The organism is Mesorhizobium sp. M1423 (genome assembly GCF_040317575.1).
Classification (GTDB): domain Bacteria; phylum Pseudomonadota; class Alphaproteobacteria; order Rhizobiales; family Rhizobiaceae; genus Mesorhizobium.
In genome coordinates, this window is sequence record NZ_JAMYKU010000015.1 from 44,074 (window position 1) to 57,244 (window position 13,171).

13 protein-coding genes are annotated in these 13,171 nt (G+C 64.6%); 2 read left to right on the top strand and 11 right to left on the bottom strand.

What is annotated here, in order from left to right:
* Nucleotides 1-11 precede the first annotated feature (11 nt).
* The 7 genes from dapB to NKG95_RS19370 form a co-directional block, all read right to left on the bottom strand.
* Entirely contained in the window at nucleotides 12-845 is an 834-nt protein-coding gene (gene dapB / locus NKG95_RS19340) for a 4-hydroxy-tetrahydrodipicolinate reductase (RefSeq protein ID WP_502897719.1), read from the bottom strand.
* Nucleotides 842-2,701 carry an ABC transporter ATP-binding protein gene (locus NKG95_RS19345; RefSeq protein ID WP_353041993.1) on the bottom strand — a complete coding sequence of 620 codons (1,860 nt, stop codon included), beginning with the start codon at nucleotides 2,699-2,701 and terminating at the stop codon, nucleotides 842-844. The genes dapB and NKG95_RS19345 overlap by 4 nt, the downstream gene beginning before the upstream one ends.
* 119 nt (nucleotides 2,702-2,820) lie before the next feature.
* Entirely contained in the window at nucleotides 2,821-3,846 is a 1,026-nt protein-coding gene (locus tag NKG95_RS19350) for a glucokinase (protein ID WP_023718823.1), read from the bottom strand.
* A 121-nt stretch (nucleotides 3,847-3,967) separates the two neighbouring features.
* Nucleotides 3,968-5,059, bottom strand: coding sequence for a penicillin-insensitive murein endopeptidase (gene mepA / locus NKG95_RS19355; RefSeq protein WP_353041995.1), 1,092 nt, complete (start codon nucleotides 5,057-5,059; stop codon nucleotides 3,968-3,970).
* A 56-nt stretch (nucleotides 5,060-5,115) separates the two neighbouring features.
* On the bottom strand, nucleotides 5,116-6,024 hold the full coding sequence (locus tag NKG95_RS19360; protein ID WP_353041996.1) for an SDR family oxidoreductase: 909 nt from the start codon (nucleotides 6,022-6,024) through the stop codon (nucleotides 5,116-5,118).
* Nucleotides 6,021-7,181 carry a tRNA epoxyqueuosine(34) reductase QueG gene (queG, locus tag NKG95_RS19365; protein ID WP_352495434.1) on the bottom strand — a complete coding sequence of 387 codons (1,161 nt, stop codon included), beginning with the start codon at nucleotides 7,179-7,181 and terminating at the stop codon, nucleotides 6,021-6,023. The genes NKG95_RS19360 and queG overlap by 4 nt, the downstream gene beginning before the upstream one ends.
* Entirely contained in the window at nucleotides 7,162-7,854 is a 693-nt protein-coding gene (locus NKG95_RS19370) for a glutathione S-transferase family protein (protein ID WP_023678968.1), read from the bottom strand. Before NKG95_RS19370 ends, queG begins: the two co-directional genes overlap by 20 nt.
* A 161-nt stretch (nucleotides 7,855-8,015) precedes the next feature.
* Between NKG95_RS19370 and NKG95_RS19375 the strand changes: the two genes are divergently transcribed.
* Nucleotides 8,016-8,822, top strand: a complete 807-nt coding sequence (locus NKG95_RS19375) for an undecaprenyl-diphosphate phosphatase (RefSeq protein WP_352481365.1) — start codon at nucleotides 8,016-8,018, stop codon at nucleotides 8,820-8,822.
* A 94-nt stretch (nucleotides 8,823-8,916) separates the two neighbouring features.
* On the top strand, nucleotides 8,917-10,152 hold the full coding sequence (locus tag NKG95_RS19380; protein WP_353041998.1) for a flavin-containing monooxygenase: 1,236 nt from the start codon (nucleotides 8,917-8,919) through the stop codon (nucleotides 10,150-10,152).
* A gap of 115 nt (nucleotides 10,153-10,267) precedes the next feature.
* Here the strand turns inward: NKG95_RS19380 and NKG95_RS19385 are convergent, their stop codons facing one another.
* From NKG95_RS19385 to rsmI, 4 genes are all read right to left on the bottom strand, one after another.
* Entirely contained in the window at nucleotides 10,268-10,504 is a 237-nt protein-coding gene (locus NKG95_RS19385) for a metallothionein (RefSeq protein ID WP_023718829.1), read from the bottom strand.
* An 83-nt stretch (nucleotides 10,505-10,587) separates the two neighbouring features.
* Entirely contained in the window at nucleotides 10,588-11,547 is a 960-nt protein-coding gene (locus NKG95_RS19390) for a complex I NDUFA9 subunit family protein (protein WP_353042000.1), read from the bottom strand.
* 294 nt (nucleotides 11,548-11,841) lie between these two features.
* Entirely contained in the window at nucleotides 11,842-12,219 is a 378-nt protein-coding gene (locus NKG95_RS19395; RefSeq protein WP_352640380.1) for a YraN family protein, read from the bottom strand.
* Nucleotides 12,212-13,138 (bottom strand): 16S rRNA (cytidine(1402)-2'-O)-methyltransferase, encoded by a 927-nt coding sequence (rsmI, locus tag NKG95_RS19400; protein WP_353023484.1) that lies wholly within the window; start codon nucleotides 13,136-13,138, stop codon nucleotides 12,212-12,214. Before rsmI ends, NKG95_RS19395 begins: the two co-directional genes overlap by 8 nt.
* Nucleotides 13,139-13,171 lie beyond the last annotated feature (33 nt).

A 13,171-nucleotide genomic window follows, 5' to 3' on the forward strand; every position in this document is an offset into this window, starting at 1 on the left:
AATTTTATGGATCAACTGGTCAGGCCGAGCACGTCCCGCATCGAATAGAGGCCCGGCTTGCGGCCGCGCGCCCACAGGGCTGCCTTGACTGCGCCGCGGGCAAAGATCGCCCGGTCCTCGGCATGGTGGGCGAGCGTGATGCGCTCGCCGGTACCGGCCAGCACCACACTGTGGTCGCCGACGACCGAGCCGCCGCGCAAGCTGGCGAAACCGATCGAGCCTGCCTTGCGCACGCCGGTATGACCGTCGCGCGACCGCACGCTGTTCCCGTCAAGGTCGATGCCGCGCCCATTAGCGGCGGCTTCGCCGAGCAGCAGCGCCGTTCCCGACGGCGCGTCGACCTTGTGCCGGTGATGCATTTCCAGGATCTCGATGTCGAAATCGTCGGCATCGAGCGCGCGCGCCGCCTGCTCCACCAGCACCGCCAGCAGATTGACGCCGAGGCTCATATTGCCTGACTTGACGATCGTCGCGTGCCGCGCGGCGGCCGCGATCCTGGCGTTGTCTTCGGCCGAACAGCCGGTGGTGCCGATGATGTGGGCGATGCGCGCCTGCGCCGCGTAGCCGGCGAATTCGACGGTCGCTTCCGGGGTGGTGAAATCGAGTACGCCGTCGGCCTTGGCGAAGACCGGCAGCGGATCGTCCCCGATCGCCACGCCGAGCCGGCCGACGCCGGCCAGCTCGCCGGCATCCTTGCCGATATGGGGCGATCCGGCCGGCGCGATGGCGCCGGCGACACGCGCGCCCGGTATGGTGTGGATGGCGCGGATCAGCGCCTGGCCCATGCGGCCGGCCGCGCCGACCACCACCAGGCCCATTTCACTCGCGGTCGGTATGTCACTCATGAATGTCTCCCGGCCGCCTTTTTCGCGCGGACATGTTGCGCCGCAGTCTGGATTGGCTTGCCGTCATCGACAAGCCCCAGCCCTTTCCTGCCTTGCACCCGGTGGAACCGCGCATAGACGCTGTGCGGGTCGGCCATCAGCGAGGCGTGCGTGCCCTGTTCGACCAGCCGGCCCTGCTCCAGCACGATGATATGGTCGGCATTGACCACCGTCGACAGCCGGTGCGCGATGACAATGGTGGTGCGCCCTTCCATGACATGGGTCAGCGCTTCCTGGACGCGGGCCTCGGCCTCGTTGTCGAGCGCCGAGGTGGCTTCGTCGAGCAGCAGGATCGGCGCCTGCCGAACGATGGCGCGGGCAATCGATACGCGCTGGCGCTGGCCGCCCGACAGCGTCACGCCGTTCTCGCCGACGGGCGTGTCGTAGCCTTGCGGCTGCTGGCGAATGAAATCGTCGGCCGCGGCCTGTTGGGCGGCGCGTTCAATCTCGGCGTCGGTGGCGCTCAGCCTGCCGTAGCGGATGTTGTCGCGGATGGTGCCTTCGAACAGATAAGGCTGCTGCGAAACATAGGCGATCGAGCCGCGCAGCGAATGCTTGGTGACCTTTGAAATGTCCTGGCCATCGATATCGATGCTGCCCGACTCGACGTCGTAGAAGCGCTGCAGCAGCGCAACCAGCGTCGTCTTGCCGGCGCCCGAAGCTCCGACGATGGCAGTCACCTTGCCGGCAGCGGCGACAAAGCTCAGATCCTGCAGGACCGGCGCCTCTTCGACATAGCGGAAGGACACATTGTTGAAGCGCACTTCGCCAGAGGTGAATTTCGCCTCGGCGGCTCCCGGCACGTCACCCTGCTGCGGCTCGAGGTCGAGAAGCTCGTAGATCATGCGCGCATTGACCAGCGACTTTTCCATGCCGACCTGCATACGCGCCAGCCGCCTGGCGGGGTCATAGGCAAGCAGCAGGGCGGTGATGAAGGCAAACACCGCGCCCGGCGGTTGGCCGCCGACAGTCGCCCGGTAGCCGGAATAGGCGATGACGCCGGCGACGGCGAAGCCGGCCAGCATTTCGGAGATCGGCGTCAGCCGTTCCGAGACGCGGGCGATCTTGTTTGCCCGCTGCTCGGCGCCGGCGACGAGGCCGCCGATGCGGCGCGACAGCTCGTCCTCCAGGGTGAAGGCCTTGACGATAGCGATGCCTTGCGTCGCTTCCTGCATGGCGCCGATCAGCCGCGAGTTGATCTGCACCGATTCGCGAGTGATGCGACGTACCCGGCGCATCAGATAGGTGACACTATAAATTAAAGGCGGGCCGATCAGCAGCGACATCGCCGAGAGCATCGGGTCCTGCCAGATCATGACGCCGACCAGCGCGACAAGCGACACGGCATCGCGCGCCAGCGATGTCAGCGTCATCGACAGGAGATCGCGGATGCCGTTGACGTTCTCGTTGATCTGCGCGGCGAGCCGGCCCGAGCGGGTGTCGTTGAAGAAACTGACGCCGAGCTTCATCAGATGGTCGAAGATGCGGCGCTGATAACGCGCCACCAGATTGTTGCCGATCTTGGCCAGCGTCACTGCCTGGCCGTAGCTGGCCAGCCCGCGCAGCATGAAGGCGGCCAGGATCGACACGCTGATCAGCGCGATAAGATCGCCGCGCTGTTGGTAGAAGATCTGATCGATGACATCCTTCATGATCCAGGCTGTGAAGGCGGTCGTCGCCGCGATCGTCACCAGGCACAGCACGGCAAGAGCATAGTACCAGCGATAGTCGCGGCTGTTCTCGGCGATGATGCGGCGGATCACCGCCACGATCTCGCTGGGCCGGACTTTCCCTTTGGTTGGTGCTGGAAGTGTCAAGTTGGAGCGCTTTGTGGTTTCGGTTCGGCCGGGCTGCAATTCGGCAACCTCTTAACGCCCCAATGGCGGCTTGCCTATGGCCGGGGACGGCGAAACTTCGTCGCGGCGCAGCTTGTGTCCTAGACCCGCCAGCGCCGCCCCGCCGTCTGCACGCCGAACAGCGACGGATTTCTGGCATAGGCGGCCAGCCCTAAAAGCGCCGCCAGCGGATGGGTGATGACATAGACCGGCATGCTGCGCATCAGGGCACTGTGCGGCGCCTTGTCCTCGAAGGCGGCGCGGAAATTGCCGGTCCGCAGCGCCGGCAGGATTTTTTGCGCGATGCCGCCGGTGAGAAACACGCCGCCGCGGCTCATGAACACCAGAGCGAGGTCACCGGCGGTGCGTCCCAGGCAGGTGACGAAGATCGACAGCGCCTCTTCGGCCACCGGATCGTTCTTTGCCAGCGCCGCGGCGGTGATCTCGGCGGGCGTGGTAAAGGGCGACGGCTTGCCGTCCGCCTTGGCCACCGCCCGGTAGGCATTGACCAGGCCGCGCCCGGACAGGATCTGTTCGCCGGAGATGCGGCCCTCGAGCTTCTCGATATGCGGAAACACCTGGAAATCGCGCGGCGAGCGCGGGCCGATATCCATATGGCCGCCCTCGCCGGGCACCGGTATCCAGTGATGCAGCGCATAGACCAGCCCGGCGACGCCGAGCCCGGTTCCCGGGCCGAGCACTACCCGCCCGGAATTCGGTTCCGGCGCGTCACCGCCGATCTTTTCCATATGCTCTTCGCCGAGCGCGACGACGGCCAGCGCCTGCGCCTCGAAGTCGTTGAGCACCACGACGTCGCTGAGACCGAGACTGGCGAACATCTGTCTCGGCTTGACGATCCATGGGCAATTGGTAAGCGGGATCTCGTCGCTTTCGACAGGACCGGCTACCGCCAGCACAGCTGAATTCGGCCGGACCGACGAGCGGTCGAGCACGGCCGACTGGATCGCCTCGTCGATCGTATTGAAGTTGGCGGTCTGGACGATCGTCGGCTCGCCGGCTTCGGAATTCGCGTCAAGCACGATCGAGAAGCGCGCATTGGTGCCGCCTATGTCGCCGATCAGAATCGGAAACCGCAACAGAGTGTCGTCGTCGCTTACGCCTGGCATGCTCTCGTCCGTTCCCGACGCGTATCGCCGTTCTCTCGTTGACTAGCGCATGACCGCAAAAAGGGAAATCGGTTTTCGAAGTGGAGATGCACGGATGCAGACAGCGAACACGCTGCCCGCATCAGTGCCCCGGTCGTGGCCGCGGCAGCGGAATGCGGATCTCGGGGGTCGCCACAAAGGCGTTCGCCGAGGCCGGAAGCGCTGCCGCGCCGGCTGCGATCGTCGGCGGCGGCGAAGGCTCTGCCGCGGGAGCGGGTACGGCCGCGATCGGCACGCCGTCGCCATAATAGGTGACTGCTTCCGCCGAGGCCGGAGCCGGCGCGTCGAGCACGAACTGGCATTGCCTGGGCAGGTTCGCCATCGTCATCACGTCGCGTGCCTTCGGCTTGTCCGGATTCTTGTTGGGGCGCCACGGCTCCTCGGTGAACCACCAGGCCAGCGCCTGGTCGCAGCCATCGCCTGGCGCCGTCGCTTCCTGCGCCTTGCAGTCGGGTGACCCAGGCTGGCAGCCGATACGAATGTGGAAGTGGTAATCGTGGCCCCAGAGCGGCCTGACCTTGCGCAACCAGCTGCGGTCACCTTTGACCGTGTCGCAGAGCTTCTTCTTGATCCCTGGATTGACCAGGATGCGCTCGACTTCGGGATAGCTCGCGGCGCGCCTCAACAGCCGCGTGTGCATCGGCGTCCACAGGCCATCCTTTACCAGATGGGTCTTTTCATCGACCATCAAGGTAGCGCTGATGTTTTCGCGCTCTTCGGTCGAAAGCTTGCGGTCGGGCATCGGCGTCAGCCAGATGTCGGCGTCGAGGCCGATCTGGTGCGAGGCATGGCCGCTCAGCATCGGCCCGCCGCGCGGTTGCGAGATGTCGCCGATCAACAGGCCCGGCCAGCCGTCGGCCGCGGCATCGCGCGATAGTTTCTCGATCATCGCGATCATCGCCGGATGGCCCCAACGGCGGTTGCGCGACGGTCGCATCACCTCCCAGTGCCGGCCGTCCATGGGCAGCGCGACGCCGCCGGAAAAACAGCCTTTGGAATAAAAGCCGATCGATTGCGCTGCTGCGAGTGCCGGCAGCTTTTTGGCGCCGAACAGCTCTTTTGCCCGTTGCTCGGCGCTCGCCGTTTGCGCGGCAAGCGTTAGGCCGGCGACGGCCAGTGCTGCCGTCAGCAGCAGTGTTTTTCCCGGCAAGGCTCGCTTTAACGTCTTCCCCAAGCTGGACCCCTCCGCGGTTTGAACCGCATCATACCACGCCCCGCGCAACGTATCGATCACGACCGTTTCATCGGACTGCGCGCCTCGCCGTCGCGCCAGTCGCCGCTCGCCCACATGGCGTCGAGAGCCGAGCGGTAGTCGGGGAAGCGAAAGCCATAGCCGGCCGCCTTGATCGCCGCGTTGGCGACACGCTTGTTCTCGCCATAGAAGGACCGCGCCATGGGCGAAAGTTGGGCGGTCTCGAACGGAATTTCGGGCGGCGGCTCGATGCCCATCAACCTGGCGGCATAGGCGACGACGTCCTGCGGCGGCGCCGGCAGGTCGTCGGTGACGTTGAAGATGCCGCCGCGATCGCCTTCGGCTAGATGCCAGAGAGCGCCGGCAATATCGTCGCAATGGATGCGGTTGAACACCTGGCCCGGCTTGACCAGTCGCCGGGCGGTGCCGTTTTCGAGATTGACCAGGGCGTTGCGGCCCGGCCCATAAATGCCGGAAAGCCGCAGGATCGCCACCGGCCGGTGGATGTCGTGGCCCAGTTGCAGCCAATCCTGCTCGGCTGCGACACGCATCGCCGACCGCTTCGACAACGGCCGGCATTCGGCGGCCTCGTCCACCCAGTTGCCGCCATGGTCGCCATAGACGCCGACGGTGGAGAGATAGGCGATCCATTCGAGCTCCGGCATGTTGGCCACGATCACCTCGCGTGCCGCGCCCAGCACCGGGTCGCCGGCCTCGTCCGGCGCGACCGAGACGACGAGATGGGTTGTCTTCCCAAGCGCATCGCCGATTTCGGAAGTCAGCGTGCCATCGAAACGCAGCGGCACGATACCGGCTTGCCGCAGCGCCGCGAATTTTTCCAGCGACCGTGTTGTACCGAAGATCGTTGTGTCGGCATCCCTGTTGGCGCCGGCGAAGGCCCTGCCCGAATAACCGGCGCCGAAGATGAAAATCTGCTTTTTTGTCATGTATGGGCCTCGATCGGCTTTGGCAGGGCCAGAAGCCATTCGCCTCTTACCGCCTCGTCACCTTCTACTTGCAAAGCGGCTGCGGCACGTTCGGCAAATTCCTGACCCGGCACTAGCCGCGACAGCGCCCATACCGCGGCGCCGCGAACCAGCGGCGAGGCATCGTCGAGCAGCGCGCGGACGGCGCCGGCCAGCGACAAGTCCTGGGAATTGCCGGCCGCGATCAGCACGTTGCGGATAAAACGGTCGCGGCCGATGCGCTTGACCGGCGAGCCCGAAAAAAGCGCGCGGAAGGCAGCGTCGTTCAGGCAAAGCAGCTCGGCGAGCGGCGGTTCGCGCAAGTCCGCGCGGGCGGCAAGCTTAGCCTCGGAGGCAGCTTGGGCGAACTTGTTCCACGGACAGGCGGCCAGGCAGTCGTCGCAGCCATAGATGCGATTGCCGATCTTTTCCCGGAACTCATGTGGGATCGGTCCTTTGTTCTCGATGGTGAGGTATGAAATGCAGCGCCGCGCATCGAGCCGGTAAGGCGCCGGAAAGGCGTCCGTCGGGCAGGCGTCGAGACAGGCGCGGCAGGAGCCGCAATGATCGTCCTCAGGCGCGTCCGGCACCAGCTCGGCCGTCGTGAAGATGGTGCCGAGGAACAGCCAGGAACCATGGGCGCGGCTGACCAGGTTGGTGTGCTTGCCTTGCCAACCGAGGCCGGCCGCCTCGGCCAGCGGCTTTTCCATCACCGGCGCGGTGTCGACAAACACTTTGACGTCGCCGCCGGCGCGCGCAACAAGCTTGCCGGCGATCGCCTTCAGCCGGCCTTTCATGACGTCATGATAATCGCGGTTCTGCGCATAGGCGGAGATCGCGCCGCGATCGCGTTTTGCCAGGATGTCGCGCGGGTCGCGGTCGGGGCCGTAATTCATCGCCAGCACGATGATCGAGCGGACCTCTGGCCAGAGCGCCGCTGGTTTGCCTCGCCGCTCGAGCGTTTCGGCAATCCAGCCCATCGAGCCGTGAAAGCCGTCGGCAACGAATTCGGCCAGCCGTTCCGGCGCCCGCGGAATCGCATCGGGCGTTGTGACGGCGACGGCGTCAAAGCCGGCGTTCCGCGCCTCGCGGTCGATCAGCGCGCGCAGCTTTGCCGTATCAGAAATCGAGGTCCGCATAATGTGACACCGGCGACAGGCCACGCACCCGGTCGGACAGAAGCGGCCGGAACGAAGGCCGTGATTTCACCCTTGTATACCATTCGCGCGCGGCGCTGTGTTCGCGCCAGTCGATCTCGCCGAGATAGTCGAGCACCGACAGTGCCGCCGCCGCCGCGAGATCGGCATAGGTGACCTTGTTGCCGGCCAGCCAATGACGGGTGCCGGCCAGCCAGTTGGTGTATTTCATGTGCTGGCGGATATTGGCGCGGGCGGCGCGGATCGCCGCCGAATCGGGCGAGCCGCCGCCCGCTGTTTCCGGCATGACCGGCTTCAGAACGCGCTCGCGCACCAGATGCCGGGTAACCTCGCTTTCCGCCTTGTTGAGGTACCAGTCGGTCAGCCGGCGGATTTCGGCGCGTTCCATCGGGTCTTCGGCGAATAGCCGCTTGTCGCGCTTGAGTACGCCGCGCGTCTCGTCGAGATATTCGGCAATGACCACTGCGCCAACAATCGGCACGTCGCCCTCGGCAAGCAGGATCGGCAGCGTGCCGGCCGGGTTCAGCGCCAGGAACTCCTTGCGCCGCGTCCACGGCTTCTCTTCGATCAGTGCCAGTTCCTCGCCATACTCGCCAAAGGCGAGGCGGACGAAGCGGCAGCTGGCGAACATCGGATGGTGGAAAAGCGTTAGCATGGTCCCGCGATAATAGAGCGCACTGGCAAATCGCCGGCTGCGCCGGTAAGTCTTGGCCGCCCGATTCAGGGGCTGTCAGGGTGCTGCGACCTATAGGGGGAGTTCCGCGCCGTGACAAGCAAGCCGTTTTCTCAAGCCCTCCCTCCAACGCCGAGGTTGCCATGGAAAGCCAGACCGTCGTCGAAGCGCTGCTGCTCGGCATGCTCGAGGGCCTGACCGAGTTTATTCCGGTGTCTTCGACCGGTCATATCCTGCTCGCCGGCCATTTCCTCGGCTTTCATTCGACCGGCAAGGCCTTCGAGATCCTGATCCAGCTCGGCGCCATATTGGCGATCCTCAGCGTCTATTTCCGCCGGCTCTGGAAGATGCTGCTCGAACTGCCATACGATCGGCTGACGCGGCATTTCGTCCTTGGCATTCTCATCGCGTTCCTGCCGGCGGCCGTCGTCGGCGCGCTGGCGCATGATTTCATCAAGACGGTGCTGTTCGAATCGCCGCGGCTGATCTGCATCATGCTGATCATCGGCGGCGTCATCCTGCTGCTGGTCGATCGCATGAAGCCGAAGCCATATTACCACGATGTCGAGCGGTTCCCGACCAGGCTCTATCTGCAGATCGGGCTGTTCCAGTGCTTGTCGCTGATCCCCGGCACATCGCGCTCGGGTTCGACCATCGTCGGCGCGCTGCTGCTCGGGGTCGACAAACGGGCGGCGGCGGAATTCTCCTTCTTCCTTGCCATCCCGACCATGGTCGGCGCCTTCGCCTTCGACCTGTTCAAGAACCGCAATGTGCTGAGCAGTGCCGACCTGCCTATCATCGCCGTCGGCTTCGTCGCCGCCTTCGTCACCGCGCTAATCGTCGTGCGCTTCCTGCTCGACTATGTCTCGCGCCATGGCTATGCGCTGTTCGGCTGGTGGCGGCTGGTCGTGGGCATCGTCGGCCTGGCGGGGCTGGCAATCTGGGGGTGAGCCGGCGCGGATAGCGCAATCCCAGCCGGAACTCTGTTCTTGCCCGAAGCCGAGCCATACGATCTTGTGGACGTATGGTTGGCAGGGGGAATGCATGAGCGAAGTTCTTGACGCCCTCGTTATTGGCGCCGGTCCGGCGGGGCTCGGCGTCAGCTACTTCTTGAAACGGCAGGGCCGCGACCACCGTGTGCTCGATCGAGGCCGGATCGGCGAAACGTGGCGAACGCAGCGATGGAATTCGTTTCGACTGAATTCGCCGACCATTCGCTCCATCTTACCCGGTGATTCCTACGAGGGGCCGGAGCCCTGGGGCGCGATAACCCACCACGAATTTGTCGCGTATCTCGAAGGCTATGCCGAGCGGCACCGCCTGCCGGTAAGCACCCAAACTCCGGTTCACGAGCTGACGAGAGACGATGGGATCTTTCGCGTCACTACGGCGGCTCGTGGCGTGCTTCTGGCGCGCAATGTGGTGATCGCCACCGGCGACCAGAACCGACAGGTCCGGCCACCAGGGTCGGCGGACTTGCCGGCGGCAGTTCGCCAAGTCGATTCTTCGGCTTATCGCAACCCGGCCGAGTTCGAGAATGGCGCGGTGCTGGTGGTCGGCAGCGGCCAGTCGGGCGGCCAGATCGCCGAGGATCTGGCGGTGGCCGGACGTGCGGTCTTTTTGGCGACCAGCCGCAACGGCCGTTGGGTGCGGCGCTACCGCGGGGGCAACATACTTAAATGGCTGACGCTGTCCGGTTTTCTCGACGTTCCGCGCAAGGAACTCGTCCTCCCCTCCGGCAAGCTGCAGGCCCGCGCGCTGGTCGGCGCGACCCATACAATCAGCCTGCAATCGCTGAGTGCACAGGGCGTGGTGCTGCTCGGCCGCTTCAGGGGCGTGGAGAATGGCAACCTCGTCTTCGGCGACGAACTCGACGACCATATGCGATTTGCCGACGAGGTTTCGGCGAATGCCAAGCGCCTGGTCGACGAGTACATTGAGCGCGCCGGCCTCGATGCGCCCCTGGCCGAGGATGATCCAGCCGAGACGGTTGCCCCGCGCTTGCCCGATCCTCCGATCCGCTCCCTCGACTGGACGGCGAGCGGCATCAGATCAGTGATCTGGTGCACGGGTTTCACCGGCGATTTCTCATGGGTCCGGCTTCCTGGCGCGCTCGATGCGGCCGGCCAGCCCGTCCACGAGGATGGCGTCGGCGCTGTTCCAGGTCTCTTTTTCGCCGGCCTCGATTTCGGGTCGACACGGAAATCGGGCACCATACCGGCCATTCCAGAGGAGGTGGCTGGCATTGTGGAGCGACTTGTCCAGGTGCGGCGGCCTTGACCTCGGCGCGTCTGGACCTCGGCTGGTCGTCGTCGGGCTGACAGCACTGGCCATATAGGGATGAGCCGGCGCAGTCATTCGGAATGGTCGCCCTGGAGACGCCAAAGGAGGTGCATCAAGGCGCGCGATCGGTCAGCGCGCTCGCACCTTCCTCAGCGGCGCAATGTGCGCAGCAGTAGATGATGTCATCCTGTTCGACGCCATGTCCGATGATCCGGCATCCGCAATGCGGACACGTCGGAGCAAGTTTCTGGACCGCGCATTCGAAGCTGTCGAATGTGTAGGTCTCCTCGGCCATCGTCACTTTGAAAGCCTTGTCGTAGTCATTCCCGCATTGATCGCATCTGGCCATAGTTCTTTTCCTTCTTTAATTGGCTTCAAGCTCGACCAACCTGTCGCGCGGCGATAGGTTCCCGCCAGGATCAGGGGGCCGTCCTAAGGCGGAGACGAGCGCGAGCCTACGCCTCGGCGCTGTTCGATCACGCGGATCACCTCGTCGATATCCCGCGGCTCGATGTCGAGTTCCTTCAGGCCCGGCGCGTCAATTGCTGCCACATTATCCTGACGCATAAGATCGATCTGGTTGCGTGTTATGGGGGCAGCCGGGAGGAGTTCCGCGACGCCAGCCAAGGCGTTCCATACAGCAAACGGCACCGGCATCAGCTTTACGTGCGTATCGAGCTGTCGGGCGATCTCCCGAAGCAGTTCCTTATAGGTATAGATACGCGGACCGCCGAATTCGAATATGGGTGAACCCTTGTGGCTTCGCCCGTCGATCAGCCGGCTCACTGCTTCCGCGACGTCGGCCACATAGACCGGCTGAAGCCGTGTGCCACCATCGCCGAACAGCGGATAGACCGGCAGGAGGCGTATCAGCCTCACAATGGTCGTGAGGAAAGCGTCGTCAGGTCCTGTCATGACGGCGGGACGCACAATGAAAGCGCCGGGAAATGCGTTTCCCACGGCAACTTCTCCGCGCCCACGTGCCCTTATATAATTCGAATCCGATTGAGGATCGGAGCCGATCCCTGAAATCTGGACGAACTGATCGATCTCGACCTTGCGCGACACGGCAGCGAGATCGGCCGCGGCTTTCACATGGACGCGTTCAAAGGTCTGGACGCCCTGCTCGACGTAAAGACTGACAGCATTCACGACCGCCTGTGATCCGGTAATGGCCGACCCGATCGAGGACGCATCCAATATATCCGCCTCGACTGCTTCGGGCATCCTTGTAATCGAGGAAAAGACCAGGGCCACGCGAGCCGGATGGCGAGATGCGGCGCGCACCGTGAAACCCCTTTCCAGGAGCCGCGTCACGATCCTGCGCCCGAGAAAGCCAGTTCCGCCGAACACGGTGACGATCCGTTCCTGGTTGAGATCGTCGGGATCCATTTGCCTCGCCATCCCTTGTCCTCGCATGCCTGCCACGAGGACTGCCCTGATCGGCATTTGAACCAGCCCGTCGAACATCAGGACGGTTGGAGAACAACGCAGGAACGCTTTTGTTCCAGTCAGTGCTGGGCGGAGACCAGGTCGACAAACCGATCGATTGAGCGAATCCAGGTGAGCGTCGGCACATGATCCAGGCAGCAAATGGCGCTACTTGCTTGTTCCCATCGACGAGACGACAGGCAATCGAATCTGAACCGGAGATCGCGGCAAAACCGACCCCACCTCGGGAATGACCTAGTTCCCCCCGTAAAAAACGTTCTCGACATGCACCGGCCAGCGCCACGGCAATACCGCCACCATGTCGAAGCGCACCGATAATTTTCCGTAGTCGGATTGGCGCGACAGCCAGAAATCGGCCGCGCCTTCGATGCGGCGCTCCGATTCGCGGCCGACGGCCTCCATCGCCTCGATCAGCGTACGGCGTGCCTTGACCTCGACGATCAGCACCAAATCGCCACGCCGCGCGATCAGGTCGATCTCGCCAAACCTGGTACGGTGGCGGCGGGCAAGAATCCGGTAGCCCTTCAGCATCAGCGCCGCCGCCGCCAGCCATTCACCGTGATGGCCGCGCCGGTAGGCCTTTTGCCGGCTGGCGCTCGGCCGTTCAGCCATCGCCGTCTCCGCCGGCCCCGTCTCTTCCGGCATTCCTGAGGTCGAGCAGCCGTCGGTAGAGCGTCTGTTTTTGGCCACCCGTCATCTTGGCGGCTTCCGCCGCCGCCTTGGAGGCCGGCATCTCGGCCGCCAGCGAAAGCAGCAGCCGGTCGATGTCTTCAGGCTCATCAGCGACCGCATCGGCCGGGCCGACGCAGATGACGATTTCGCCCTTAGGCGTATCGGCTGCCGCGTAATGGCCGGCGAGTGACTGCAGGGTGCCGGTCCGCATCTCCTCGAAAGTCTTGGTCAGCTCGCGGCCGATCGCCGCCTTGCGGGCGCCGCCCAGCACCTCGACCATGGCACTGAGCGTCTCGGCCAGCCGGCGCGGCGATTCGAAGAAGATCAACGTTGCCGGCACCGCCTTCAGCGCTTCCAGCCGCGTCAGCCGCTGGCCGGTCTTCACCGGCAGGAAGCCGGCAAACAGAAAGGCGTCCGAAGGCAGGCCGGATGCCGTCAGAGCGGCAAGTGGCGCCGACGGTCCGGGGATCGGCACGACACGAATGCCGCGTTCCAGCGCCTCGCCAACCAGCCGGTAGCCGGGATCGGAGATGAGCGGTGTGCCGGCATCAGAGATCAGCGCTACGCTCTGCCCGGCCAGCAGTGCCGCGATCAGCTTCGGCCCGGCCTCGGCGGCATTGTGCTCGTGATAGGCGGTGGTGCGGCGGCGGATGCCGTAGCGGTCGAGCAGGACGCGCGAAACACGCGTGTCCTCGCAGGCGACGATATCTGCGGCGGCGAGCGTTTCCAGCGCGCGCAGCGTGATGTCGGCGAGATTGCCGATCGGCGTAGCCACCAGATAGAGCGCCGGCTCGAGCGGCCGGGCGGCGATCTCGGTCTGCCCGACCACATAACTGCGTTTGGCCAATTCGCCGGTCACCTGCACAACTCCGTTCGACCCTGTTTGGCACGG